The 23,450-nt window shown below is 54.1% G+C and carries 26 protein-coding genes and 2 riboswitches; of the genes, 16 read left to right on the top strand and 10 right to left on the bottom strand.

What is annotated here, in order from left to right; all coding sequences use genetic code 11:
- Positions 1 to 21 precede the first annotated feature (21 nt).
- Entirely contained in the window at positions 22 to 465 is a 444-nt protein-coding gene (locus tag KNP78_RS05190) for an Hsp20/alpha crystallin family protein (RefSeq protein WP_214796582.1), read from the bottom strand.
- A gap of 114 nt (positions 466 to 579) precedes the next feature.
- Positions 580 to 2,076, bottom strand: a complete 1,497-nt coding sequence (locus tag KNP78_RS05185; RefSeq protein WP_214753574.1) for a potassium/proton antiporter — start codon at positions 2,074 to 2,076, stop codon at positions 580 to 582.
- Between the two features lie 155 nt (positions 2,077 to 2,231).
- Between KNP78_RS05185 and KNP78_RS05180 the strand changes: the two genes are divergently transcribed.
- Complete coding sequence (locus tag KNP78_RS05180) at positions 2,232 to 3,167, top strand: ATP-grasp domain-containing protein (RefSeq protein WP_214753576.1); 936 nt, start codon at positions 2,232 to 2,234, stop codon at positions 3,165 to 3,167.
- Positions 3,168 to 3,405: 238 nt separating this feature from the next.
- Here KNP78_RS05180 and hemQ read toward each other — a convergent pair whose 3' ends face one another.
- Positions 3,406 to 4,185: a hydrogen peroxide-dependent heme synthase gene (gene hemQ, locus KNP78_RS05175; RefSeq protein ID WP_034779456.1), complete on the bottom strand. Its 780-nt coding sequence runs from the start codon at positions 4,183 to 4,185 to the stop codon at positions 3,406 to 3,408.
- A 338-nt stretch (positions 4,186 to 4,523) separates the two neighbouring features.
- Between hemQ and pta the strand changes: the two genes are divergently transcribed.
- The 4 genes from pta to KNP78_RS05155 all read left to right on the top strand — a co-directional run bounded on the left by pta (position 4,524) and on the right by KNP78_RS05155 (position 6,811).
- The gene (gene pta, locus KNP78_RS05170) at positions 4,524 to 5,513 is read left to right on the top strand and encodes a phosphate acetyltransferase (protein WP_034779454.1); all 990 of its coding nucleotides are present in this window, start codon (positions 4,524 to 4,526) and stop codon (positions 5,511 to 5,513) included.
- Between the two features lie 78 nt (positions 5,514 to 5,591).
- Complete coding sequence (locus KNP78_RS05165) at positions 5,592 to 6,311, top strand: DUF2711 family protein (protein ID WP_214753577.1); 720 nt, start codon at positions 5,592 to 5,594, stop codon at positions 6,309 to 6,311.
- 36 nt (positions 6,312 to 6,347) lie between these two features.
- Complete coding sequence (locus KNP78_RS05160; RefSeq protein WP_034779449.1) at positions 6,348 to 6,647, top strand: rhodanese-like domain-containing protein; 300 nt, start codon at positions 6,348 to 6,350, stop codon at positions 6,645 to 6,647.
- A complete protein-coding gene (locus KNP78_RS05155) occupies positions 6,647 to 6,811 on the top strand; it encodes a hypothetical protein (RefSeq protein WP_034780156.1) in 165 nt (54 codons plus the stop codon). The genes KNP78_RS05160 and KNP78_RS05155 overlap by 1 nt, the downstream gene beginning before the upstream one ends.
- 37 nt (positions 6,812 to 6,848) lie before the next feature.
- On the opposite strand, the gene folE2 is transcribed toward KNP78_RS05155, so the two are convergent.
- Positions 6,849 to 7,757, bottom strand: a complete 909-nt coding sequence (gene folE2, locus KNP78_RS05150; RefSeq protein ID WP_021066012.1) for a GTP cyclohydrolase FolE2 — start codon at positions 7,755 to 7,757, stop codon at positions 6,849 to 6,851.
- A 256-nt stretch (positions 7,758 to 8,013) separates the two neighbouring features.
- Here folE2 and KNP78_RS05145 point away from each other — a divergent pair, with 256 nt between their 5' ends.
- Positions 8,014 to 8,847 carry a TerC family protein gene (locus tag KNP78_RS05145; protein WP_034779447.1) on the top strand — a complete coding sequence of 278 codons (834 nt, stop codon included), beginning with the start codon at positions 8,014 to 8,016 and terminating at the stop codon, positions 8,845 to 8,847.
- A 36-nt stretch (positions 8,848 to 8,883) separates the two neighbouring features.
- On the opposite strand, the gene KNP78_RS05140 is transcribed toward KNP78_RS05145, so the two are convergent.
- Genes KNP78_RS05140 through KNP78_RS05125 form a run of 4 tightly spaced genes read right to left on the bottom strand, consistent with a single transcriptional unit; the run spans position 8,884 to position 11,849 of the window.
- Positions 8,884 to 9,417: a 1,2-dihydroxy-3-keto-5-methylthiopentene dioxygenase gene (locus tag KNP78_RS05140; RefSeq protein ID WP_029594592.1), complete on the bottom strand. Its 534-nt coding sequence runs from the start codon at positions 9,415 to 9,417 to the stop codon at positions 8,884 to 8,886.
- Between the two features lie 13 nt (positions 9,418 to 9,430).
- On the bottom strand, positions 9,431 to 10,048 hold the full coding sequence (locus KNP78_RS05135) for a methylthioribulose 1-phosphate dehydratase (RefSeq protein ID WP_214753579.1): 618 nt from the start codon (positions 10,046 to 10,048) through the stop codon (positions 9,431 to 9,433).
- Positions 10,045 to 10,695: a 2-hydroxy-3-keto-5-methylthiopentenyl-1-phosphate phosphatase gene (locus KNP78_RS05130; RefSeq protein WP_214753581.1), complete on the bottom strand. Its 651-nt coding sequence runs from the start codon at positions 10,693 to 10,695 to the stop codon at positions 10,045 to 10,047. Before KNP78_RS05130 ends, KNP78_RS05135 begins: the two co-directional genes overlap by 4 nt.
- Positions 10,692 to 11,849: a 2,3-diketo-5-methylthiopentyl-1-phosphate enolase gene (locus tag KNP78_RS05125; protein ID WP_214753583.1), complete on the bottom strand. Its 1,158-nt coding sequence runs from the start codon at positions 11,847 to 11,849 to the stop codon at positions 10,692 to 10,694. The genes KNP78_RS05130 and KNP78_RS05125 overlap by 4 nt, the downstream gene beginning before the upstream one ends.
- A 70-nt stretch (positions 11,850 to 11,919) precedes the next feature.
- A riboswitch (SAM riboswitch) is annotated at positions 11,920 to 12,021 on the bottom strand.
- Between the two features lie 205 nt (positions 12,022 to 12,226).
- Positions 12,227 to 12,329, top strand: a riboswitch (SAM riboswitch).
- Positions 12,330 to 12,410: 81 nt separating this feature from the next.
- Here KNP78_RS05125 and mtnK point away from each other — a divergent pair.
- From mtnK to KNP78_RS05100, 5 genes are read left to right on the top strand one after another with little or no spacing between them, the layout of a single operon-like run.
- Complete coding sequence (mtnK, locus tag KNP78_RS05120; RefSeq protein WP_214753585.1) at positions 12,411 to 13,565, top strand: S-methyl-5-thioribose kinase; 1,155 nt, start codon at positions 12,411 to 12,413, stop codon at positions 13,563 to 13,565.
- Positions 13,562 to 14,596 (top strand): S-methyl-5-thioribose-1-phosphate isomerase, encoded by a 1,035-nt coding sequence (mtnA, locus tag KNP78_RS05115; protein WP_214753587.1) that lies wholly within the window; start codon positions 13,562 to 13,564, stop codon positions 14,594 to 14,596. The genes mtnK and mtnA overlap by 4 nt, the downstream gene beginning before the upstream one ends.
- A complete protein-coding gene (locus tag KNP78_RS05110; protein WP_034779430.1) occupies positions 14,589 to 15,665 on the top strand; it encodes a sugar ABC transporter substrate-binding protein in 1,077 nt (358 codons plus the stop codon). The genes mtnA and KNP78_RS05110 overlap by 8 nt, the downstream gene beginning before the upstream one ends.
- A complete protein-coding gene (locus KNP78_RS05105; protein ID WP_214753589.1) occupies positions 15,665 to 17,038 on the top strand; it encodes a sugar ABC transporter ATP-binding protein in 1,374 nt (457 codons plus the stop codon). The genes KNP78_RS05110 and KNP78_RS05105 overlap by 1 nt, the downstream gene beginning before the upstream one ends.
- Position 17,039: 1 nt before the next feature.
- Positions 17,040 to 18,041, top strand: coding sequence for an ABC transporter permease (locus KNP78_RS05100; protein WP_214753591.1), 1,002 nt, complete (start codon positions 17,040 to 17,042; stop codon positions 18,039 to 18,041).
- 9 nt (positions 18,042 to 18,050) lie between these two features.
- Here KNP78_RS05100 and KNP78_RS05095 read toward each other — a convergent pair whose 3' ends face one another.
- Complete coding sequence (locus tag KNP78_RS05095; RefSeq protein WP_214753593.1) at positions 18,051 to 18,536, bottom strand: GNAT family N-acetyltransferase; 486 nt, start codon at positions 18,534 to 18,536, stop codon at positions 18,051 to 18,053.
- 79 nt (positions 18,537 to 18,615) lie between these two features.
- On the opposite strand from KNP78_RS05095, the gene KNP78_RS05090 reads away from it, so the two are divergent.
- On the top strand, positions 18,616 to 18,996 hold the full coding sequence (locus tag KNP78_RS05090) for a VOC family protein (protein ID WP_034779425.1): 381 nt from the start codon (positions 18,616 to 18,618) through the stop codon (positions 18,994 to 18,996).
- Positions 18,997 to 19,024: 28 nt separating this feature from the next.
- Here the strand turns inward: KNP78_RS05090 and KNP78_RS05085 are convergent, their stop codons facing one another.
- The gene (locus tag KNP78_RS05085; protein WP_138858700.1) at positions 19,025 to 19,330 is read right to left on the bottom strand and encodes a winged helix-turn-helix transcriptional regulator; all 306 of its coding nucleotides are present in this window, start codon (positions 19,328 to 19,330) and stop codon (positions 19,025 to 19,027) included.
- Between the two features lie 117 nt (positions 19,331 to 19,447).
- Here KNP78_RS05085 and KNP78_RS05080 point away from each other — a divergent pair, with 117 nt between their 5' ends.
- The 4 genes from KNP78_RS05080 to KNP78_RS05065 all read left to right on the top strand — a co-directional run bounded on the left by KNP78_RS05080 (position 19,448) and on the right by KNP78_RS05065 (position 23,446).
- Entirely contained in the window at positions 19,448 to 19,939 is a 492-nt protein-coding gene (locus KNP78_RS05080) for a lactoylglutathione lyase family protein (protein ID WP_214753595.1), read from the top strand.
- 2 nt (positions 19,940 to 19,941) lie between these two features.
- The gene (locus KNP78_RS05075; RefSeq protein WP_214753597.1) at positions 19,942 to 20,922 is read left to right on the top strand and encodes a zinc-binding dehydrogenase; all 981 of its coding nucleotides are present in this window, start codon (positions 19,942 to 19,944) and stop codon (positions 20,920 to 20,922) included.
- Positions 20,923 to 20,972: 50 nt separating this feature from the next.
- Positions 20,973 to 22,094, top strand: coding sequence for a threonine aldolase family protein (locus tag KNP78_RS05070; RefSeq protein WP_214753599.1), 1,122 nt, complete (start codon positions 20,973 to 20,975; stop codon positions 22,092 to 22,094).
- Between the two features lie 155 nt (positions 22,095 to 22,249).
- A complete protein-coding gene (locus KNP78_RS05065; RefSeq protein WP_371819183.1) occupies positions 22,250 to 23,446 on the top strand; it encodes an NAD(P)/FAD-dependent oxidoreductase in 1,197 nt (398 codons plus the stop codon).
- Positions 23,447 to 23,450 lie beyond the last annotated feature (4 nt).

Below are 23,450 nucleotides of genomic sequence, written 5' to 3'. Positions count from 1 at the left end.
GTGCCTCGGCACGATCCTTATTCATTCCTCGATTTCGATCGTGCGTGTGCTCGAGCCGTCATCGGCTTTCGGTACGGTCAAGTGGAGCACGCCGTCTGATAGTTTCGCTTTGATGGCGTCTTCTTTCACGTTCGGCAGATAGAGTGAACGTTGCATCGATGTGACGCGGCGTTCCCGATAGACGTAGTCCTTGTCTTCTTCCTTCTCTTCACGTTGATCGACCGAGAGGATGAGATAATCTTTGTCGTAGCGGATGTGGATGTTGTCTTTTTTGATGCCTGGCATCTCGGCCTCGATGACGTATTGGCCGTCCTGGTCCCGAACGTCGAGTTTGAACGAGTCGAGGAACGACGTCGCTCCGTCTTTCGGGTCGAACAGATGATTCATCCGATCAAAGACATCTCCGAACAAGTCTTTGCGCAATCGATCGAGTTCATTCTTCCGGAATGGCGTCAAATCGAACATACAAATTCCCCCTTTAAAAAAACGGACAGAGTAGAAGTGTTGTCACTTTTACTCTGTCCGTTTTTAGTTAGGGATAAACGTAATCGACGTGACAGTTTATTGAAGAAACGAGAGTCACAATTCGACGCGCTCCAACCCGTCTTCCCCGAACTTGCGATCGAGCTGGTCATGGCGATACGTCGAGGCGAGCACGTACAACAAGTCACCGGGTTCGATTTTTGTCTGGCCCGTCGGTGGGATGAGATAGTCTTGACGGACGATCGCATTCACGACCGTGTTCGGTGGCAAGGTGATATCAGCGAGCGTCTTGCCGATCATTGATGACTCTTCGGTCGCCACGTAAGGGACGAGCTGATGCTGCGACTGTTTGCTCGATACGAGAGCGATCGTATACGGCGAGCGAATTTTATCCGGCCCGAGCAAATCGAGTTTCGCCGCGAGCGGTGTTAATGTCGTTCCTTGAATCAAGGCACTCGTCACGACGACGAAGAAGACGGCGTTGAAAATCAATTGGGCGTTGTCGATGCCTGCGATGAGCGGGAACGTAGCGAGGACAATCGGCACGGCGCCTTTCAGTCCGGCCCACGAGATAAACAGTTTTTCTTTGTGGGTAAACTGCATCTTGATTGTCGATAAATAGACGGCAATCGGCCGGGCGATGAACATCAGGATGAATGAAATCAATAACCCTTTCCAGATGAGCTCGGGGTCAAGCAACTGTCTCGGGAAGACAAGCAGACCGAGGATGACGAACATGATGATTTGCATGATCCAGGCCAAAGCCTCAGAGAATTGAACGATTGTCACTTCATGGGCCGTGTGCGCATTCCCAACAATCATCGCGGCGAGATAGACGGCAAGTAGTCCGCTACCGGCAAAGTAAGCAGCGACCCCATACGTCATAAAGGCCATCGAAATCATGAGGACAGCATGCAGACCACTCGACTCGAGACGCAAATGGTTAAGCATGAGTCGGGACAAGTTTCCGAGCATGTAACCGACGAACGCGCCGACAATGATTTGCAGGATGAACATCCAAATACCGTCCCAAATCGTCGTGTCGGGTTTTAACATGAAGTCGAGGGCGAGAATCGTCAAGAACATCGCCATCGGGTCATTCGTGCCGGACTCGGCTTCGAGTGTCGCGCCGACTTTCGGCGAGATATTCTTTCCTTTAAAGGCGGCGAAGACGGCAGCCGCATCGGTTGAACCGATGATGGCGCCGAACAGGAAAGATTCAATCCAGTCGAAACCAAATACGAAACGAACGGCCACGGCGATAAGTCCGGTCGTCAACAAGACGCCGATTGTGGCGAGCGAAGCGGACGGAGCAAGCACACTTCGAATCGATGACCATTTCGTCTGCAGTCCACCCTCGAACAAAATGACGACGAGTGCGGCGACACCGATCATTTGAGCGAGATTGGTGTCATCGAAGAAAATCAGCCCGGTGATATCGCTACCCATCAGCATGCCAATACCCATAAACAGGATTAAGGCAGGCAAGCCGAAACGAGTCGATACGCGTGTGGCTAACACGCCGGCGACAAGGAGCAGACCAAATAAAAGAATCAAAAAATCGGTACTCAAAATCGGTGCGGTCAAACACATCACTTCCTTCTTCACGTTAATAGTCGCATTGTATTATTAAGTTCATTATACCATGAAATGGTTATGAAGTAAGAATCAACGCACTGTCGATTATGCAGATTGGAATAATCGGATATGGATATGGTAAAGTAAGGACAATCAAAAGGGGGATTCACATGGCCAAAATTCACGTACTCCACGAAAACAACGAATGGACGGACCATCTCGTCCGACGACTCGAGGAATTATCACTTCCATATGAGCTGTGGCATCTCGATCAAGGCATCATCGACATCGCGGCCGAGCCGCCAGAGGGCGTCTTCTATAACCGGATGAGTGCTTCGTCGCACACACGGGGGCACCGGTACGCGCCGGAGTTGACGGAAGGTGTGCTCGCTTGGCTCGAGGCGAACGGACGGACCGTCTTCAACGGCACACGCGCGATTCGGCTCGAAGTGAGCAAGGTCAATCAATATACGGCGCTCCGCCAAGAGGGAATTCGGGTGCCGAAGACGATTGCGGCCGTCGGGAAAGCCCAAATCATCGAGGCGGCCGAGAAGCTCGGGATGACGCCGTTCATCACGAAACACAACCGGGCCGGTAAAGGGCTCGGTGTCCAACTGTTCCATTCGATCGATGCGTTGAAGGCATACGTGAACGGACCGACGTTCGAGGAATCGATTGACGGGATTACGCTCATCCAACAATATATCGAGGCACCGAAACCGTTCATCACACGCTGTGAGTTCATCGGGGGCAAGTTCGTTTACGCGGTACGAGTCGATACGTCAGACGGCTTCGAACTCTGCCCGGCCGACGCCTGCTCGATTGAAGACCAGTTTTGCCCGGTCGGCGAGACGCCACCGGCGAAGTTCGAGATCGTCTCTGGTTTCGACGACCCGATTATCAAGCAGCTAGAGGCGTTTCTGAAGAACAATCACATTGCCGTTGCTGGAATTGAAATCATCGAAGACGAGGATGGAAACGTGTACGCGTATGACGTCAACACGAACACGAACTACAACTCGGACGCCGAAGCGAAAGCAGGGCAGTACGGTATGCTCGAACTCGCGACATTCCTCGGGGACGCCTTGACGGTCACGACTAAATAAAGATAGCGAAAGGGTCAGGCTTTTGCCTGACCCTTTCGCTGTGTATGTTGTAATTGCTGTTCAAATCGAAGTTGGACTAGTTCTGCCGTCGGTGCCATTCGTTCAATGAACGAATCTAAACGTTTCGCCGTGTCTCGATCTGATTCCTTGAACACGCGCATCGTTGTTCACCTCATTGATCATTGTAATGTTGCTTCTACAACAATGATTCCCGAGGGCGTGATGGCGTAAACCTCGTTCAGCCGAGGAATGTGCCCAGTTCTTCTTTAGGAAGGATGTTCCCGACATAGAAGTCACCGAACTCGCCATATTTGGCACTGACTTCGTCAAAGCGCATCTCATAGACGATCTTCTTGAATTGGAGCGAGTCTTCCGCGAACAACGTGACGCCCCATTCCCAACCGTCGAAACCAGTCGAGCCGCCGATGAACTGTTGAATCTTACCGGCATAGCTGCGGCCGATCATGCTGTGTCGATACATGAGGTCTTTGCGCTCATCCATCGACAACGTGTACCAGTTGTCCCCATCGCGACGAGCCTTGCTCATCGGGTAGAAGCAGATGTGGGCCGCTTTCGGGAGTGTCGGATAGAGGCGGGCCCGGATGTGAGGGTTCTCGTACGGGTCACCGTCTCCTGAACCACGGTACATGCCGAGTTCGATCACGGAAACGTATGAATAGCTTGGAATCATATAATCGTACAATTTCGTCTTGCGGAGGGCGAGTTCGACTTGCTCGAGCTCTTTGAACGTCGGACGAAGGACCATCAAGACGACGTCCGCCTTTTGGCCAAGGATTGAATAGAAGGCGTGGCTTCCTTCACCGCGTGTCTCGACATCTTCGAGTGAGCCGAGGAAGGCGACGAACTCGTCAATCATCTCTTGGCGGGCGGTTGGATCGACTGCTTTTAAACGAGTCCAATCGATGGATCGGAAATCATGGAGCGTATACCAACCGTCTAACGTGGCGGCTGCGTGTTGCGTATCGGTTGTCGGTGTTGGTGCTGGACGTTCTGACATTAAAAAAACTCCTTTCGAGACTAGGCTTCGCTGACTATTTTACCATACACGAATCACCGCCTGGCAAATTTGACGCCGTTGTGAGGGTAGTCACACTTCGAGCTGGGTAAAGAGGTAAAGAGCAGTTTTTATGAAAACGGCTTCACAACGGGCTGTATCAGTCGAAAACGACAAACTGTTCTATCCATATAATGATTGATTTCAAGCGATTTATGACGAAATGGGCAGAATAGTTTATTTTAAAAAACGTACTGTGTATAATAAAACTCGCATATGGACGAGAGCGTCCGAGAGAGAAAAAATCCGATTTCTTCTAATCGAAAAGGAGTTCATTCACTATGAAACTATTTGACACGTTGAAACAAAAAGTCAGCCCGATTCGCCCGACCATCGTCTTCCCAGAAGGCGTTGACGAGCGCGTCCTCGGCGCCGCTGTTCGTTTGAAGAATGACGGCATGGTCGAACCAATCGTCATCGGACCAAAAGCTGAGCTTGAAGCGGTCGCTGCGAAGCATGGCTTTGACATCTCAGGTTTGACGCAATACGACCCAGCGACGTACGAAGACATCGACACACTCGTCGAGTCGTTCGTCGAACGCCGTAAAGGTAAAGCGACACCGGAACAAGCACGTGAATTGTTGTCGTCAGACGTGAACTACTTCGGTACGATGCTCGTCCACACAGGAAAAGCAGAAGGTCTCGTCTCAGGCGCGATGCATGCGACAGCCGACACGGTTCGTCCGGCCCTTCAAATCATCAAGATGCAAACAGGCATCAAAAAGACGTCAGGCGTCTTCATCATGGTACGTGACGACGAGCAGTACGTCTTCTCGGACTGCGCGATCAACATCGCACCGGACGCGGCTGACCTCGCCGAAAACGCCTACTTGTCAGCGTTGACAGCGAAGACGTTCGGCATCGAGCCGCAAGTCGCGCTCCTCAGCTTCTCGACAAAAGGTTCAGCGAAGTCGCCAGAGACGGAGAAAGTCATCGAAGCGACACGTCTCGCCAAAGAGAAGGCACCGAACCTTCCAATCGACGGCGAACTTCAATTCGATGCGGCGTTCGTCCCGAGCGTGGCGGCGAAGAAAGCACCAGGCTCTGAAGTAGCCGGAAATGCGAACGTCTTCGTCTTCCCAAGCCTCGAAGCCGGAAACATCGGCTACAAGATGGTTCAACGTTTCGGCGGATTCGAAGCGATCGGACCGATCCTTCAAGGTCTCAACAAGCCAGTCAACGACTTGTCGCGTGGCTGTAACGAAGAGGACGTCTATAAATTGACGCTCATCACAGCGGCACAAGCGATCGACGAGCGCAACGAAGCGTAAGTCAAAAGCATCCTTCCTGAGCGGGGGATGCTTTTTTTGTGGTCCCATTGTAAACTATTGGAAAAGGGGGACGAGGAAATGGATGAAGTGGAAGGTATCATCACATTGCCGGAAGGGCATCGGTACGCCATGTTCGGTGGCGGAGATGATTATCCAATCAAAACGTATTACGAAGGGGTGTTCGAAACAGTATTCGTCGTGTTTCATCCGTTTCTAGTTCCAAAAGACGACCCGACCGCGGTTGACCGTTATGTCGAGATGGATAAAAATGAGGTCGAACAGCAATTTCGGGCCATCACATGGGCAGATATGCGTCGCCGACTTGGTTTCGATGACATCAAACGCATCGATCATGCGCTTCGGACGATGATTGGGGCGCTGAAACCGCACGCCGAAGACCAAGAAGGTGCGAATCGAATCATTGAATTTTGCGATCGCGAGAACGTACTTCCACCGGGCGAAGGGGAACTGTCTGATCTTTTAGAGAATCAGATGTTACGAGCACTTCTTGAGATGGGAGAAGAGTGGATGTGGAGCGGGGACGAGTTCTGCACGGAACGGCATCTTATCAACATTCGGGAGACGCTAACCTCCGATACGTGGGGGATGCGGCATCGGACGTTCTTTGGACATCAACATGATTGGCTCATCGTACCGCCTTGGGATAGCCATTTCACGTTGATTTGCGGCAGCCGAGCATGGGCCGAGCAGGTGGTCGAGCGGTGCGAAATCGAAGGGTTCTATTGTGATGACGACACGACAATCAATTGGAGTTTGTTTCATCGGAAACTGAGGTAAACTAGTAAGGGACAACACTTTGAAGGGGGAACCACCATGCAAAACATCCACGCAACCGAATTACGTGAAAAACTCGAGAACGGCGAATCGCTCCACATCATCGACGTCCGCGAACAAGATGAGTACGATGCGGGTCATATCCCGAACGTACCGCTCTATCCGCTGTCTGAATTTCCTGATGTGACGGACAAGCTCGCGAAAGACAACGTCTATCACGTTATCTGTCGCTCAGGCGGCCGCAGTGTGACGGCATGTGATTATTTGGAGTCAGCAGGCTACAAGGTCATCAACGTCGAGGGCGGCATGCTCGCTTGGGACGGTGACGTCGAAGCGTGATGCTCGATAATCCATGGGTCGTCATCCCGCTGTTGATCGCGCTTTATTTGACCGTCTATACGTTCGTCAAGCGAGTCGATGGGGACAAGTGGCGGCTCGTCTGGGCGGTCTGGATCATCGTCATCGTCATGATGTTGACGATTCGGCTCGTCCAAAGTCTATAGAAAAACGAGTGAAGCCCGCAGCGGCTTCACTCGTTTTTTAGTTATCGCGTTTATCGAATGTGATCGAAGCGATCGCATCGTGTTGGTGAATCGACTCTTCGTTGCGGCATTCGACGAAGAAGTTGACGACTTGTTTCATTTCGTACAAGTCAGCCGCGATCAAACGGACCATATCTTCAACGAAACGCGGGTTCTCGTACGCGATTTCCGTCGCACGCTTCTCATCCGGACGTTTGAGGACAGGGTGAAGCGGGGCCGATGCGTTCGACTCAGCTGCCTCAAGAAGCGCGAGACGCCAGTCGAAACCGTCGAGCGATGCTTCATCGAGACCAGCTTCAATCGTGATGTAGCCGCGTTGGTTGTGGGCACTGTATTCACTGATTTCTTTCGAGCATGGGCAAAGTGTTGTCACGTTGATGACAAGACCGACCGTTACGCTCGCCATACCAGTCTCTAAGTTATACGTCACGTTGTGCATGACGTCCGCGTTCATAAGACCGCTGAGACCTGTCGCCGGGGCTTTGCGGCTAAAGAACCATGGGTAACGGACCGTCAATTGACCTTCCGTCTGTTCCATGCGCTCGGCGAGTTCTTGCGCGAACTCGATGAGCGAGCGGTTCGATAACGTCCAGCCTTGCGTATGGTACGCGTCGAGCTGTTCTGTGAGACGCGACATGTTGATGCCTTTACGGTCTTGGACGAGCGATGTCGTCAACTCGAATGTGGCGACCGTCGCTTGGATGCCGTCTGGCGTCTCGATGTTGACCGGGTGTTTGACGTTTGAGATGCCGACGCTGTCGAGCGCGAACAAGAAGTTTTTTGGTGTGTTTTGTAGATCGACCATTTTATCTTTTTCAGTTGGCTTCGTGCCTTTGATCGGCGGGACCGAACCGAATAATTTATGTCGTTCTGCTTTAGTAGGTAAAGCGACATGGCTTGTAGACATAATCGGATTCTCCTTTTTTGAGAGGGCAAATGACTGCCACTCGTTCTTGTTAGGATTTTATCACGAAATGTACATCGACCGGGTACCATTTTGCTCTTTGAACATGCTTTGAACGTGCTCACAAATGAAAAAACTTCAGCAATTGAAGAAAAGAAGATTGATTTCAATCTAAATGGGGAATAAAATGTTCCTGTGAACTTAAAATATAGATCACTGTTAAATATGAAGGAACACAACAGAAAAAGGGGATGTTTTAATGGATTGGCAGTTAATCCTGCAGTACGCCTGGATCATCGTCGTACTCGTCGGTCTTGAAGGGCTGCTTTCTGCAGACAACGCGCTCGTCTTGGCGGTCATGGTCAAGCACTTGCCACGGACAGAGCAGAAGAAGGCACTATTTTACGGATTACTCGGAGCGTTCGTTTTCCGCTTCATCGCTTTGTTCTTGATCTCGTTCTTGATCAACGTCTGGCAAGTCCAGGCGCTCGGTGCGCTTTATTTGATCGGGATGAGTGCGCGGCATCTGTATATGACCTATAAGGCCCGTAAGATGGATCCGAAACAAGACCTCGCCGCTGAGGCGAAAGAAGAGACGGCCATCACGGAGAAGCCGGTCACGAAGAAAGAGTTCTGGTGGACGGTTGCTAAAGTCGAGTTCGCCGATATCGCCTTCGCGGTCGATTCGATTCTCGCAGCAGTCGCGCTCGCGGTCAGCTTGCCGCCACTCGGGCTCGGTGAGATCGGCGGCATCGACTCTGGTCAGTTCTTCGTCGTCTTGACAGGTGGACTCATCGGGGTCATCTTGATGCGTTTCGCCGCACGTATTTTCGTCAAGTTGTTGCATCAACGCCCATCACTCGAAACAGCTGCTTTCATCATCGTCGGCTGGGTCGGCGTGAAGTTGACGGTGCTCGTCCTCGAACACCCTGGCTTCAAGAAATTGATTGCCGGCACACCGTTCGAATTCATGGGTCTTCCGGACGGATTCGTCCACTCGACGGCGTGGACCGTGTTCTTCTGGTCGGTCATGGTCGGGATCGCGGCATGGGGTTGGTTCTCTTCAAAACCGACAGCCGCTGCCAAACATTAAAAAATGGTCTCTCGCCTTTGGGCGAGAGACCATTTTTCATGCTGTCACGTCTTGTTTCTCGTAAATCGGCACCCATCCCTCGGTCGTCACAAAGATGCGGACGGCGACGACTTTGCGGTCGTCTTGGAGCGTGAAGTAGTGGCGTGTGTTCACCGGCACCGAGATGAGGTCACCCGGGTTAAGCTCGATGTTGAAGTAGCCGCGCTCGGCGTCATCGATGGCGAAGATGCCATGGCCACTGACGATGAAGCGGACCTCGTCATCTGTGTGATGATGTTCCTTTTGGAAGTTGACGAGCAGTTCGTCCAAGTTCGGCGTCGCATCCGACAACGAGATGACGTCTGCCGTCTCATAGCCACGGCGCTCCGACACGTCACGAATCTCGTCACGGAACGTCGACAAGATCGCTTGTTTGTCCTCGTCCGTCAACTGATAGTTCTCTTGCAGGTTTTCCGGGAGCTTTGTGATATCCCACTGCTCATATAAAATCCCGCGTGACTCTAAAAAGGCACTCACTTCAGTTTGATTGACGTAACGTTCTTCGGTTTGTTGGAAATAGACAGTTGCCATGGTTGGTTCCTCCTTATGAATGGACGCCTAGGGCGCGTAGTTTTAACGTATAGCTGAACAAGAACTCGTAAGCCTCTAAATAACGTTTGGCCGCGGCCGGGGTCTCGCCCCAGACGGTGATGCCGTGATTGCGGATGAGGACGGCGCCGGCGTTTGCCCGGATATGAGGGGCGAAGGCGGCTGCGAGCGTCGGGATGTCCGCATGGTTCTCGATAATCGGTACGCGGACGACCGCATCCTCGTCCCAGAAGCCGAGCGCCTTGATGATCTCTTGGCCGGTGAAGACGACTTCGCCGGTGGCGGCATGGAGCTCGGAGATGACATTATTGTCGACTGTATGGACGTGGAGCGAACACGTCGCGTCCGTCCGATTGAACACTTCGACGTGAAGTAGCGTCTCGGCGGATGGACGACCGTTTTGTTCGCCAATCAAGCGTCCGGCCGCATCGACGTGAACAAAGTCTTCCGGTGTTCGTTTTCGTTTATCGCGTCCGCTCGCCGTGACGAGAAATTCGAGCGGATCGTCGGAAACGCGAATCGCCAAATTCCCACTCGTTCCGGGGAACCAGTCGCGGGCGGCGAGTTCGTCTTTAATGTCGGCCAGTTCGAGCCAACGTGCGGCAAGGATCATACGGCAACCTCCTTCAAGTGATGGGTGATGTCGTCAAACGTCTCGAACGGGGCGTAACGGATGCCTGCGTCTTCGCAGAGCGTGATGAGTTGACCTCGGGCGTAGACAAAGTCGGCACGCTTCGCGACCTCGAAGTCGGTCACCGAGTCGCCGATGACGATCAAGCGATCGGCGGGATTGACAAGGCGGCGAGCGAGCGTCGGCTTGCAACAGCCGCAATCGTTCGTACATTGTTCATCGCAAGCGTGCGGCCAAGCGACGGTGACCGTCTCAGCGGAGAAGTCGGCGACGTTGCAGTAGATATGCTCGGGGGCGACATGCCCGTCCAAGACCGGTTGCACGAAGAAGTCCATCCCGCCGCTGACGACGTCAAACTTCCAGCCATGGACCCGAACTTCTTCTAAAAATGCCGGGAACCCTTGGCGGAGCGTGATGCGCTCCAACAAATAATCACGGTAAGCCGGGGCGGCCTCGCTCGGCAACAGTCGAAACATTTGACCGACCCCGGATCGGATGGAAATCCGTTGCTCGAGGACCGCGTCTTTCAACTCGACCCAAGCCGGCGGGGCGAACGCCTTCATCAACGCGATGATATTGTCTTCCGCCGTAATCGTCCCGTCAAAGTCGCAGAGGATATGGGCCGTCATCGTGACGCCCACGCCTTCAACGCGGTATCGAGCTCGTCCGTCTGCCCTTCGGTTTGACCGAGTACGTGAGCGATGGCTTGTCGGAACGCACGAGCCCCGGCGGCTGCACCGTCCGGATGACCGTGAATGCCACCGCCGGCGTTGATGACGACATCCGTCCCGAAGTCCCGAATGATATCGGCGACGAGTCCCGGATGAATCCCCGCGGACGGGACCGGCAAAATCGGCTTCGACCAATGTGGTTCGGCACTCTGGTCACGAATCACGAACGCCTCGTCGCGCGGTGTCGCAAGTGAGCCGTACGGTGACGGGAAGAGCGTCAAATCGCCCCCGGCGAGGCGAGGGAGTTTACCGAGCAAAAGCGAATGACTGATTGATCCGGTCAAGGCGCCGGCAAAGGCCGGATGTGCCAAGATCGGGACGTGGATATCCGGATCGTTCGCGAGTTCGCGCAGTGCGTCGAGACCGTACGTATAGACGTTGAACAGGAGCGCCGTCGCACCGGCCTCGATGAGACGGAGCGCCTGGTCACGCAGACCGAACACGGGGCCGCTCAGCGTGATGGCGTACAGGACGCGTTTCCCGGTCGCCTCGAAGTGGGCTTGAATGACGTCCGCTCCGATCCGGGCCCGTTCAAGCGACGGGGTGAGCGGGTTGTCGTATAAAATCTCGTCGTCTTTGACGATATCGATGCCACCGGCGAACTGATCGCGGAGTTGCTGCTCGAGAAACGCGAGGTCACGGCCGATGACGCCTTTGAAGATGCTCATGACGAGCGGGCGATCCTGAACGCCGAGCAACTCACGAATCCCGTCGACACCGAACTTGGCGCCTTTGAAATCAGAGGCGAGCGTCTCCGGCAACGTCAAATCGATTAATCGGACCGAATCATCGAGGGACAGTTTCCCGAACGTCGTCGTCAAGATGGATGAAAAGTCAGGGCTGACATTATGTAACGGATAGCGGATCGTGAAGCGGCTCGTCGTGTCCGTATGTGTGGTTGATACGACCTCACCTCGGAACGCCTGTAACTGCTCTTGCTCTAAGTGAGGCAAGTCCGTCCATGTGCCGACGGTCAGCTCGAGGGCGATCTTGTTGGCGACGGTCGCGACCGCGTCCGTCCGTTTGATTTCATATGTGGCAGTGATACTCATATGGTTCCTCCTTCCAGGCAAACAAAAATGACCCCATGCCGAGGCAAGAGGTCATCATAAAAAAAATGAACTCTTATCTCTCAGCTTACGCTGCAAGAATTAGCACCGTGCCATCTCTGGTCGGTTGCTGCGACATCATCGGGCTTGTCCCTCCGTCTGCTCTTGATAAGAATGTGATTTGAAGTTGTGAAATTTAATTGAATTTTTGCACAGAATCGTCACATCGTCAATTCCTTTTTTTCCAAAAAAAATATTTTGGAAAGTTGTTTCCATATATGCACAAAAAAAGACGAAGTTGCATCGGGAAATTGCCGTTGACAATCGTGACGTCGAGTCCGTAATATTCAGCACATAAGTTCACCGAATCGAATAAACCACTCTTATCGCGAGTTGGCAGAGGGAATTGGCCCGATGACGCCGCAGCAACCGACCACTAGGCACGGTGCTACATCCACCAGACGAATGTCTGACAGATGAGAGGAACAACCAGTTTGGCTGTGCCTCTTTCTCGCGGAGAAAGGGGCTTTTTTTATGGGCAACGTACAGGAAGGGGAAAACATTATGTCATATCAACCATTTACAGAACAGACCGTCGTCGAGCATGTGAAAACGTTGGGGTTAATCGAAGACGGAGGCATCACGCATTGCGAGGAGATCGGGGACGGCAATTTGAACCTCGTTTTCCGCATCCGACAAGGCGAAACGAGTCTCATCGTCAAACAAGCGCTCCCATATGCGAAAGTCGTCGGCGAAAGTTGGCCGCTCACACTTGAACGGGCGTGGATCGAGCAGTTGGCGTTGCGCGAATTCGCCAACGTCGTCCCTCGTTTCGTGCCAGTCGTGCTTGGCAGTGACCGCCCGCTCGCCTACACGATTTTAGAGGACCTGTCAGATTTTGAGATCGTTCGGACTGGCTATTTGGAAGGGAAAACGTATCCTGAACTTGCCCGCCATGTCGGTGAATTTTTAGGCGAGACGCTGTTCGCGACGTCGGATTACGCGGCCGGGCCGATCGCGAAGAAGCGGATTGAACGTGACTATTACAACCCGGAACTGTGTGACATCACCGAGAAACTCATCTTTACCGACCCGTTCAAAGACGCGGAGTCGAACAACATCGAGACGGCGCTGCGAGAAGATGTCGAACGCCTTTGGCAAGACCAAGCGCTCAAAGTCGAGGTGACGAAACTGAAAGTCGGCTTTGTCACGAAACATGAGGCACTCCTGCACGGAGACCTACATACGGGCAGCATCTTCGCGACTCAACAAGAGACGAAAATCATCGATCCAGAGTTCGCGTTTTACGGACCGTTCGGCTTCGACCTCGGCCAAATCATCGCCCATTTGACGCTGTCGACGTTCCATGACCCGCTCAAACGCTTCGAGCGTTTCACGGACGTCTTGACGGTGTGGGAGACGTTCGAGAAGACGTTTCGGGCCAATTTTGAACGCGCCGTCGAGCCGTTCAACACGATTGGTTTCGTCGACGAGTTGTTGCGGACGATTTTCAGCGACACGATCGGCTACGCCGGTTGCGAACTCATTCGCCGTGCCGTCGGACTGGCCGGTGTCGCCGATCTCGAGACGTTGCCGGAAGCGACGCGGCTCGAACGAAAACGTGACGCGCTCGCCCTCGGGACGGCGCTCATTAAAGAACGCCACAGCGTCGAATCGATTGACGACTTGGTGACACTCCTGTCGGGGGTGCGCGTATGACGGTTCAAAACATCCGTTTCCATTCACAGACAGACGAACTCATCGTATTGGATCAGACGTTGTTGCCGCATGAAGAGCGGTACGTGACGATTGAGACGCTCGAACAGGCCGAACATGCCATCGAGACGCTCCAAGTCCGCGGCGCCCCGGCCATCGCATACTTCGGGGCGTTCGTCCTCGCCAAAGAGGCGGGCCGGTTAGTCGACGATCCGGACTTTACGCGTCGGCTCGACCTCGTCGGACGCCGCTTGATCGCGACCCGGCCGACAGCGGTCAATCTGCAAAACGTGATCGAATCGCTCCTTGATTTAAATGTCGGGGACGACTTCGAGGCGATTGCCGAGGAAATCAAACGCCGCGCCATCGCTTTGTACGACCGGGACGTCGATACGTACCGGGCCATCGGCGAGCATGCACTGACGGTGTTGCCGGCCGGGGGGAACGTGTTGACGACCTGCAACGCCGGTGCCATCGCGACATCGCGTTACGGGACGGCGCTCGCCCCGTTTTACGTCGGAAAAGAACGCGGTGTATCCTTCAACGTCTTCGCCTGTGAGACGCGGCCGCTCCTGCAAGGGGCACGCCTCACCGTCTGGGAGCTCGACCGGGCCGATATCGACGTGACGCTCATCACCGACAATATGGCGGCTTGGACGATTCAGTCGAAACGAGTCGATGCCATCATCGTCGGAGCCGACCGCATCACACGGACGGGGCACGTCGCCAATAAAATCGGGACGTTGCAGCTCGCCGTCCTCGCCAAGCATTACGGCATTCCGTTCTACGTCGCTGCGCCGCATTCGACGTTCGATTTGACGGCGGATGACACGATTGAAATCGAGGAGCGGAACCCGTCAGAAGTCACACATATCGGTGGTCAACCGACGGCGCCCGTCGGCATCACCGTCTTCAATCCGGCGTTCGACGTCACGACGCCCGATCTCATCACCGGACTCATCACCGAGGCGGGTGTGTTCGAACCGACAGAGGCCGCCATCACACATCATGTAGGGGGAACGATTCATGTCTAAAAAACTCTTGATTTTGTTATTCACATTCGTCTTGGCGCTCGTCGGTTGCACGAACGAGCAAGCGGCCCCATCGAAGCCGGCCGAGAAGACGGCAGAGACGAAACCCGTCTCGGTCTCGAACGGGACGTTGCCAAAAGATATCGATGTCGCCCTCATCATGCAGATGTCGATCGGGACGTTCTCGTCGCAGTATATCAATGGGGTGACGGAACAAGTCGAATCGTTCGGCGGCAACGTGAAAGTGTACAACGCCGACAACGATCTGTCGAAGATGGCGAGTTACGTCGACACGGCGACGACGCAAGGCGTCGATGTCATCTTGATTGACCATGGCCGCGCCGATGCATTGAAAGAACCGGTCCAACGCGCACTCGACAAAGGCATCAAAGTCGTCGCGTTCGACAATGATTTGACGAACGACGGGGTGACGGTCATCGACCAGGACGACTATTCGCTCGCTTGGCGTTCGCTCAAGGCACTGGCCGAAGATTTGGACGGCGAAGGCAAAATCGTCACGATTTGGGTCGGTGGCTTCACACCGATGGAACGACGCCACACGATTTATGATGCGTTCTTGAAACGCTACCCAGGCATCACGGAAGTCGCCAAGTTCGGTTCGGCGACGAACAATACGGCGCTCGACACACAGAGCCAGATGGAAGCGATCTTGAAGAAGTATCCGGAAGGCGAGATTGATGCCGTATTCGCGATGTGGGACGAGTTCGCCAAAGGGGCGAGCCGTGCCATCAAACAGGCCGGACGCGATGAAATCGCCGTCTATGGCATCGATTTGAGTGACGAAGACCTTCAACTCATGCAAGAGGACGGCAGCCCGTGGAAAGTGACGGCGGCGACGGATCCGGCTGAAATCGGACGGATCCAAGTCCGTTACGCGTATCAAAAACTGGCGGGTGAAGAGACGCCGTCGATTCATTCGGTCGATCCGTATCTCGTCGACCGTGACGTCTTGCCGGACGAAAAAGTGACGATGGACGACCTCGGCCAATACGTCCCGAACTGGGGCGCGTCAGACGCGGCCTGGTCGGACTGGATGAAAGGGACGGACTGATGTTACGGCTGGAACGCGTCACGAAACGTTATGGCGACGTCACCGTGCTCGACGATGTCAACTTCACGCTCCGACGTGGCGAGATTCATGGCTTGCTTGGATTGAACGGGGCCGGAAAGAGCACGCTCGTGAAGCTGTTGAGTGGCGCCATCACCCCCACATCCGGGACGATCGAGCTCGATGAGACACCGGTCACATTCACACCGGCCGAGGCGATACGCCGTGGGATCATCACGGTGTCGCAAGAAGTCGATGACGCCCTCTATCTCGATTTACCGATTTATGAAAACGTCGTGCCGTGGCAGGCGGTCGAACGGATTCGTCCTCGTGAGCTAAAACAGCGAGCGGCCACCTACTTGGAGCGCGTCGGACTGGATCTTGATGTGACCGAACCGGTCGGACGATTCCCGCTCAGCGTCAAGCAACGTGTCTTGATTGCCCGGGCGCTCGCGAGTGATGCGGCTTACCTCTTGCTCGACGAACCGACGGCCGCACTGTCGACAGATGATGCGACGTCACTGCTCAAATTACTGCAGTCGCTCGCAGAGGACGGTGTCGGCATTCTTCTCATCACGCACCGGTCGGACGAACTGTCGCGCGTCACCACGACGACGACGTTCCTCCGGGACGGGCGCATCGCTTACGAAGGGCCATTTCAGGCATTGTCAGAACAGGAGATCCATACGTATTTGAGCGGATCCGACATGGCAGAAGCGGTAGCGAAAGCCGTTCCGGAAACCGAGATGCGGATTCAGGCAGAGCTCACGTTACCGACGTTCGGGACGAAGCTTTCGTTCACGGCGTATAAAGGTGAAGTCGTCGGCATCGGCGGCGTCACTGGGAGCGGGAAGACGGAGTTGATCGAGGCGCTATTCGGTCTCTCCGGTGTCGAACAACAAGTGACGTTGGAGGGGAAACCAATCAAGATTCGTGAACCACGTCAGGCGGTCCGGTCCGGGTTCGCCCTCGTACCGGAAGAACGCCGGAAACAGGGGCTTTTCCTCGACGATTCGATTGAACGGAACGTCCTCGCGATTGAAGGGAAGGCGAACGCGGTCACACGCGTCTTGGCCTCGCTGCGAGTGAGATACGACCAGGTCGGGCAACCGGTCCGAGAGCTGAGCGGGGGGAATCAACAAAAAGTCGTCCTCAGCAAATGGCTCCTCGAGGACCGGGACGTCTATTTGCTAGACGAACCGACGAAAGGCGTCGACGTGACGGCGAAACGGGATATTTATGAACTAGTCACGCGTCTCGCCAAAGACGGGAAAACCGTCATTTTCACCTCGAGTGAACCGCACGAACTAGAATTGGTCGCCAACCGGACGCTCTGGCTCGACCGCGGCCGTTGGCAACAGAAAGGAGGCGCCTAACATGGCCCAACTCGTCTTAAAACAACGTACGAAACGCTTCAGCGGAATTGGTCAATATGGGACGCTATTCGCGATTCTCGCACTTATCGCTGTCTTCGGAGTGACGAACGACCAGTTTCTGACGTACGCGAACTTCAGCGACATCATCAAGTCCGTGTCAATCGTCTCGCTTCTCGCCCTCGGGGTGACGTTCTCGCTCATCGTCGGCGGATTCGACTTATCGGTCGGCTCGACGGCGAGCCTCGCGACAATCGGGGCGGCGTCGAGTCTCGTGTTACATAGTCAAGAACTGCTCGTCGCTTTGCTCGTCCCGATTGCCCTCGGCGTGCTCGTCGGGCTGTTGAACGCGCTCGTGACGATCAAGTTCCGGTTACCGGATTTGCTCGCGACGCTCGCCATCATGTACGTCATCAACGGGGTCCAATTGACGTATACGAAAGGTTTTTCAATCTACGACAACATGCCGATTGAAGGAGGGACGGCACCGGGACGATTCATCCCGTCGTTCCTCTTCATCGGCCAAGGCTCGATTGGTCCCGTTCCATTCGTCGCCATCTTGATGATTCTCTTCTTCGCCGGAGCCCATCTATTTTTGACGTATTCGAAGACGGGACGCGAATTTTATTACGTCGGCTCGAACGTCGAGGCGGCCCGCCGCTCCGGCATCGCCGTCACACGGATCAAACTGTACGCGTACGTGTTGAGCGGTCTGTTCGCGGCCATCGGCGGCATCATTTTGGCGTCGCGCATCGGTACCGGACAAGTATCGGCCGGAGCACCGCTCCTCATGGACGCCGTCGCGGCCGCCTATATCGGCTACGCCGTCTTCGGGACCGGGCGACCGAACGTCGTCGGTACGTTGATTGGTGCCATCTTGATTGGGATTTTGCTGAACGGGCTGACGATGTGGGACGTGCCGTATTACGCCCAAGACATCGTCAAAGGGGTGATTTTGATTGCGGCGCTCGGCTTGTCATACATCCAAAAGAAACAGCTCACATAGGAAAAGTCCTCAGAACGGTTGGTTCTGAGGACTTTCTTGACGTTCCATTTGGATGAAAGTGAACGTGCTCCCGTTCGTCGGTTGTGGAAACGAACCGGTCTGCGTGAACCCGCACGACTCATAGACACGGATTGCCCGCACGTTGAAGGCGGCGACGGACAAGGTGATGCGATGAGGTGAGTACGTCGCTTTGACGAAGTCGAGAATCGATGTGACGAACGCTCGTCCGCTCCCGTTCCCGGTCAAATCGGGCTTCATGCCGAGCCCGATATCGACCGTCTCGGCATCCGCTTGCGCGACGCTCACGAAGCCGACCAATTCCTCGTCTGAGGTGATGGCGAACACCGACTGTCCGCGCTGTTCGGCGTCTAAAAATTCGGCCAAATCGTCCTGATCGGCCTCCATATTGTAAAACGCATAATCGCCTTCGTAATGCCACGTGTAGGCGATCGTTTCCGCCTGTGGCTGGGTCAGGACAGCGAATTGATGGGTCATTTGAATTTCCTCGTTTCACGAGCAGGATGTAGTGCTACACTCATCATAGCACCACCAACTTGGAAAATGAGGTGATCACATGGGAATCAAGCTAGATATGATTGGCATCGTCGTCGAAGACATGAAACGGGCGCTCGATTTTTACCGTTTGCTCGGCCTGTCGATCCCGGAAGCGATGGATGGGGAAGCGCACGTCGAAATCGATGATGGCGGTGTCCGGCTCGCCTTCGATACGGTCGAAGTGGCGGAGTCGGTGTATGGGGAATGGAAACCGGCGACGGGGCACCGGGTCGAACTCGCCTTCTTGTGCGACAGTCGGGATGAACTGGATGCGCGCTATGAAGCGATCGTCGGGCAAGGCCATGCCTCGCACCGCGAACCGTGGGATGCGTTTTGGGGACAACGTTACGCCATCGTCATCGACCCGGACGGAAACCTGATCAGCCTATTCGCGGCATGACAAAACCCGCGCCGGATTCGGCGCGGGTTTATTCGTCGTGTGTCTCGCCCCAAGAGCAGAGCGCCTTCATGGCTGGTTGCAGGCTGAGTGCGTCCTCGGTGAGCGAGTATTCGACGTGAAGCTGTTTCTCGGTCGAATAGTCGATGCGGCGGACCATGCCAAGTTGTTCGAGTTCACGGAGTTGGTCGGTCAACACTTTACGGCTGACGTCAGGGATGGCGCGCTGAATCTCCGAGAAGCGGCGCGGGCCGTTCTCGAGCGTACAGTACACTTGAGGCCGCCATTTACCGCCGATGATGTCGAGCGCCTTATTGACGGGGAACGGGGTCGTCATGTTCAATTCGCCTCGCTTTCGGGTAGTTACTTGAATGTGCGTACTTTTTTTATTGCTTCGATGAAGGTATCGTATCGTTATCCATCAAATTGAGCAAACAAAAAGGAGCGGATGACAGTGACATATCCACGTACATTCTCACATATCGGGCTATCGGTCCCGAGTGTGACCGAAGCAGTTAAATTTTATGAGGACGTGATGGGCTGGTACACCATCATGCAACCATCGGACGTCGTCGAGGACGACTCGCCGATCGGTGTCATGTGCACGGACGTATTCGGACCGGGCTGGGGCAGCTTCAGAATCGCCCACATGTCGACGGGTGATAAGATTGGCATCGAGCTGTTCGAGTTCCCAAACAATGAGAAGCCGGAGAATAATTTCGAGTTTTGGAAGACGGGTATTTTCCACTATTGTGTTCAAGACCCGGACATCGAAGGGCTCGTTGAGAAAATCGTCGCCCATGGCGGAAAACAACGGATGCCAATCCGGGAATATTACCCGGACGATAAACCGTACCGGATGGTGTATTGTGAAGACCCGTTCGGCAACCTCGTCGAAATCTACTCGCATTCCTATGAACTGACGTATTCGGAAGGAGCGTATTGAGCATGAAGGCTTGGCTACTTGATCAACCTGGATTAGAATATCTACACATCGGTGAGGTGGAGCGGCCGACACCAGATGCGGGCGAACTGCTCATCAAAGTCGAAGCGGTCGCGTTGAACCCGGTCGACTATAAAGTCGGCACGAACGGCAACCCGAACTGGTCGTACCCACACATTCTCGGCGTCGACCTCGTCGGGGAAGTCGTCGAAGTCGGTTCGAGCATCGCCAATATCATTACCGGTTCACGTGTCGCCGTCCATACGAGTCTTGGAAACAACGGCGGCTTCGCCGAGTATGCGGTCGTCGATGCGCGTGCTTGCGCCGTCGTTCCGCCGGAAGTGAGCGACGAGGCCGCTGCGGCCATCCTCTGTGCCGGCATGACAGCGTATGAGGCTATCATGCAGAAGTTGAACACGCGCGACAAAGAGACGATTCTCGTCCACGCCGGAGCGGGAGGAGTCGGTGGTTACGCGATTCAACTCGCCAAAAAACTTGGGCTTAAAGTGTTCACGACCGCATCGCCGGAAAACTTTGACTGGGTCACATCACTCGGTGCCGATGTCGCCATCGACTACAACGTCGAGGACGTGACGGAGAAAATCATGGAACTGACAGACGGTCGCGGTGTCGACCTGATTTTGAACACGGTCGGACGCGATGTGGCGACGGCCGATCTCGACCGGCTCGCATTCAGTGGACAGCTCGCTTATATCGCCGGTCCACCTGACATGTCGAACATGAAAGGGTTCACGCTGTCACCGTCGATTCATGAAGTCGCCCTTGGTGCGGCCCATGCGAGTGAGAACGAGCGGGCCATCCGTAACTTGTCGTATATGGCCGAAGAGATGATGAAGCTGCTCGAGGCGGGTGAATTGAACGACCTCGTCACGGACGTCTTGCCGTTCGAACGGTTAAAAGATGGTTTGGAACAGCTACAAACACGCAAAGTGCGCGGCAAATTAATCGTCCGCATGCGCGACTAACTTGGGAGCCTCCTGTCTGTAGACAGGGGGCTTCTTGTGGAGGGAATGACATGGATTTACGGACATCATATCAACAGACGTCGTATCAACTGAGCGGTCACGGGAAACGGACCGTCGGCGTGTTGCAGCAGGCGTTCGCCGAGGTCGACCCGAATCAGGCGAGCGACCACTACGGGACGGGCGAGGTCATCGCGCGCTTCGAGCAAAAAATGGCGCAAGAACTGGGCATGGAGGATGCGATTTTCTTCCCGAGCGGCACGATGGCACAACAAATCGCCTTACGGATTTGGGCGGACGAGACCGAAAATCGAAACGTCGCCTATCATCCGCTCTGTCACTTGGAGATTCACGAACAGGACGGGTTGAAGGAGTTGCATCACCTCGAACCGATTTTAATTGGGGACGACGACCGGTTGATGACGCTCGACGAAGTGAGGGCGTTACCGGACGTCGCTTGCCTGTTGATCGAGTTGCCGCAACGGGAACTCGGGGGCTATTTGCCCCCGTTTAAAGAGCTTGAGACAATCAGTCAGTATTGCCGGGAGCGGGGGATTCGTCTGCATCTCGACGGAGCACGCCTCCTCGAGACGCTCCCGTATTATGGGAAGACGGCGGAGGACGTATGCGCGCTGTTCGATAGCGTCTACGTCTCTTTCTATAAAGGAATCGGCGGTATTGCCGGGGCTATCTTGGCCGGACCGAAACCGTTCTGTGACGAGGCGAGAATATGGAAACGTCGGTACGGCGGTGATTTGATTGGACTATATCCATACATCATCCCGGCCGACTATTACTATGAGCTACGGAAAGACAAGATGGGGACGTATGTCGAACAAGCCAAAGCTCTCGCACACCGCTTCAATGCGCTTGACGGGGTGTGGACGACACCGGACGTGCCAGTGACGAACATGTTCCATCTTCATATGAACGGCAGTACGGAAGCTGTTTCAAGTTGGATCGAACGTGTCCAGACGGAGACAGGAATCGGCATCACCGGTTATGTCGTGCCGCATAACGGCTATTGTTCGACCGAGATTAGTATCGGTGACGGCTTTTTAGAGGTTGACACGGCGCGGCTCGACAGATTGTTCGAGGTACTTTCCATCAACAATAACAACCTCCCATCGAGGAACGATGTTTCGAGTGCGGACAAAAATAGAGAGGAAGAGTGAGAATCATTAACCCCATTATACCCCCTGTGGTATAATAGGGTTAATCCATATCGTCCGGGAAAAGATTTATCTTATTAAATGTATGCGCTTTCAATTCGGGTGAAGATGTGGGGGAATTCACTGGTTATCATTTATAGAAATGAAAGGGGAATTGCATGATGCGTACACATTATCGAGTAGTCATCGTCGGGGCCGGTACCGGAGGGATCAGCGTCGCCGCTCGCCTGCTTCGCGAAAAACATCATTTAGTCGATGAAGTTTTGTTGATTGATCCTGAAACGAAACACTACTATCAGCCGCTTTGGACGCTCGTCGGAGCAGGCGCAGTAGAAAAAGAAGAGTCGGAGCGAGACATGGCGACACTTATCCCAAAAGGTGCGAAATGGCTTCAGGACAAGGTGGTCAGCTTCGACCCAGAAACCAATCAGGTCGAAACCGCCGTCAATGGGACGATTCACTACGACTACTTGGTCGTCGCGTCGGGGATTGAGATCGATTGGGGTCGAATCAAAGGGTTAGAAGCAGCGCTCGGCACGAAACAAGTATGCAGCAACTACTCGTATAAACACGTCGACTACACGTGGGATACCCTTAGGGGTTTTGAGGGCGGTACCGCGTTGTTCACGCACCCGGCATCACCCGTGAAGTGTGGCGGAGCCCCACAAAAAATCATGTACTTGGCAGAAGACTATTTTGTGAAAACAGGTGTCCGTGATCACAGTAAAATCGTCTTCGGGTCGGCCAACCCGGCCATCTTTGACGTTGCAAAGTATCGGGAGGCGCTCGAAAAAGTACTCGAACGAAAACGGATTGATACACATTTCCGCGTCAATCTGATCGAGATTCAAGCAGATAACAAACTTGCCGTCTTCGAGAATTTGGATAGTGGTGAAATGTTCGAAGTGCGCTATGACATGATTCATGTCACGCCACCGATGCAAGCACCGGCATTCATTCGAGAGAGCAAGCTTGCAGACGCGGGTGGATGGGTCGATGTCGATATGTACACGCTTCAACATAAACAATATAAAAACGTCTTCGGACTCGGCGACTGCACGAATTTACCAACGTCGAAGACAGGGGCTGCGATTCGGAAACAAGCACCCGTCGTCGCTAAAAATGTGAGCGATCTCATGTATGGTCAAGTCCCGGTCGCGTCGTATGATGGTTACTCGTCTTGTCCAATCGTCACAGGATACAACAAGCTCATCTTGGCCGAATTCGATTATGAAAAAGTACCACAAGAATCGATGCCGTTCAATCAGGCGAAAGAACGCCACAGCATGTACATCTTGAAAAAAGACTTTCTTCCGGTCATGTATTGGAACGGGATGTTGAAAGGGACGATGTGAAAAA

This window comes from Exiguobacterium sp. s28 (genome assembly GCF_018618135.1).
Taxonomy (GTDB): domain Bacteria; phylum Bacillota; class Bacilli; order Exiguobacteriales; family Exiguobacteriaceae; genus Exiguobacterium; species Exiguobacterium mexicanum_A.
This window is presented reverse-complemented; position numbering and strand designations above follow the sequence as displayed.

Bases quoted from the DNA above. Each gene is read 5' to 3' on its own strand.
- KNP78_RS05155 (WP_034780156.1), top strand. From the start codon at position 6,647: ATGCTCGATAATCCATGGGTCGTCATCCCGCTGTTGATCGCGCTTTAT.
- KNP78_RS05140 (WP_029594592.1), bottom strand. From the start codon at position 9,417: ATGGCAACTGTCTATTTCCAACAAACCGAAGAACGTTACGTCAATCAA.
- KNP78_RS05125 (WP_214753583.1), bottom strand. From the start codon at position 11,849: ATGAGTATCACTGCCACATATGAAATCAAACGGACGGACGCGGTCGCG.
- KNP78_RS05105 (WP_214753589.1), top strand. From the start codon at position 15,665: ATGTTACGGCTGGAACGCGTCACGAAACGTTATGGCGACGTCACCGTG.
- KNP78_RS05100 (WP_214753591.1), top strand. From the start codon at position 17,040: ATGGCCCAACTCGTCTTAAAACAACGTACGAAACGCTTCAGCGGAATT.
- KNP78_RS05135 (WP_214753579.1), bottom strand. From the start codon at position 10,048: ATGATCCTTGCCGCACGTTGGCTCGAACTGGCCGACATTAAAGACGAA.
- hemQ (WP_034779456.1), bottom strand. From the start codon at position 4,185: ATGTCAGAACGTCCAGCACCAACACCGACAACCGATACGCAACACGCA.
- mtnA (WP_214753587.1), top strand. From the start codon at position 13,562: ATGACGGTTCAAAACATCCGTTTCCATTCACAGACAGACGAACTCATC.
- mtnK (WP_214753585.1), top strand. From the start codon at position 12,411: ATGTCATATCAACCATTTACAGAACAGACCGTCGTCGAGCATGTGAAA.
- pta (WP_034779454.1), top strand. From the start codon at position 4,524: ATGAAACTATTTGACACGTTGAAACAAAAAGTCAGCCCGATTCGCCCG.
- folE2 (WP_021066012.1), bottom strand. From the start codon at position 7,757: ATGTCTACAAGCCATGTCGCTTTACCTACTAAAGCAGAACGACATAAA.
- KNP78_RS05085 (WP_138858700.1), bottom strand. From the start codon at position 19,330: ATGACGACCCCGTTCCCCGTCAATAAGGCGCTCGACATCATCGGCGGT.
- KNP78_RS05110 (WP_034779430.1), top strand. From the start codon at position 14,589: ATGTCTAAAAAACTCTTGATTTTGTTATTCACATTCGTCTTGGCGCTC.
- KNP78_RS05190 (WP_214796582.1), bottom strand. From the start codon at position 465: ATGTTCGATTTGACGCCATTCCGGAAGAATGAACTCGATCGATTGCGC.
- KNP78_RS05160 (WP_034779449.1), top strand. From the start codon at position 6,348: ATGCAAAACATCCACGCAACCGAATTACGTGAAAAACTCGAGAACGGC.
- KNP78_RS05180 (WP_214753576.1), top strand. From the start codon at position 2,232: ATGGCCAAAATTCACGTACTCCACGAAAACAACGAATGGACGGACCAT.
- KNP78_RS05130 (WP_214753581.1), bottom strand. From the start codon at position 10,695: ATGACGGCCCATATCCTCTGCGACTTTGACGGGACGATTACGGCGGAA.
- KNP78_RS05095 (WP_214753593.1), bottom strand. From the start codon at position 18,536: ATGACCCATCAATTCGCTGTCCTGACCCAGCCACAGGCGGAAACGATC.
- KNP78_RS05185 (WP_214753574.1), bottom strand. From the start codon at position 2,076: ATGTGTTTGACCGCACCGATTTTGAGTACCGATTTTTTGATTCTTTTA.
- KNP78_RS05145 (WP_034779447.1), top strand. From the start codon at position 8,014: ATGGATTGGCAGTTAATCCTGCAGTACGCCTGGATCATCGTCGTACTC.
- KNP78_RS05065 (WP_371819183.1), top strand. From the start codon at position 22,250: ATGATGCGTACACATTATCGAGTAGTCATCGTCGGGGCCGGTACCGGA.
- KNP78_RS05090 (WP_034779425.1), top strand. From the start codon at position 18,616: ATGGGAATCAAGCTAGATATGATTGGCATCGTCGTCGAAGACATGAAA.
- KNP78_RS05165 (WP_214753577.1), top strand. From the start codon at position 5,592: ATGGATGAAGTGGAAGGTATCATCACATTGCCGGAAGGGCATCGGTAC.
- KNP78_RS05070 (WP_214753599.1), top strand. From the start codon at position 20,973: ATGGATTTACGGACATCATATCAACAGACGTCGTATCAACTGAGCGGT.
- KNP78_RS05075 (WP_214753597.1), top strand. From the start codon at position 19,942: ATGAAGGCTTGGCTACTTGATCAACCTGGATTAGAATATCTACACATC.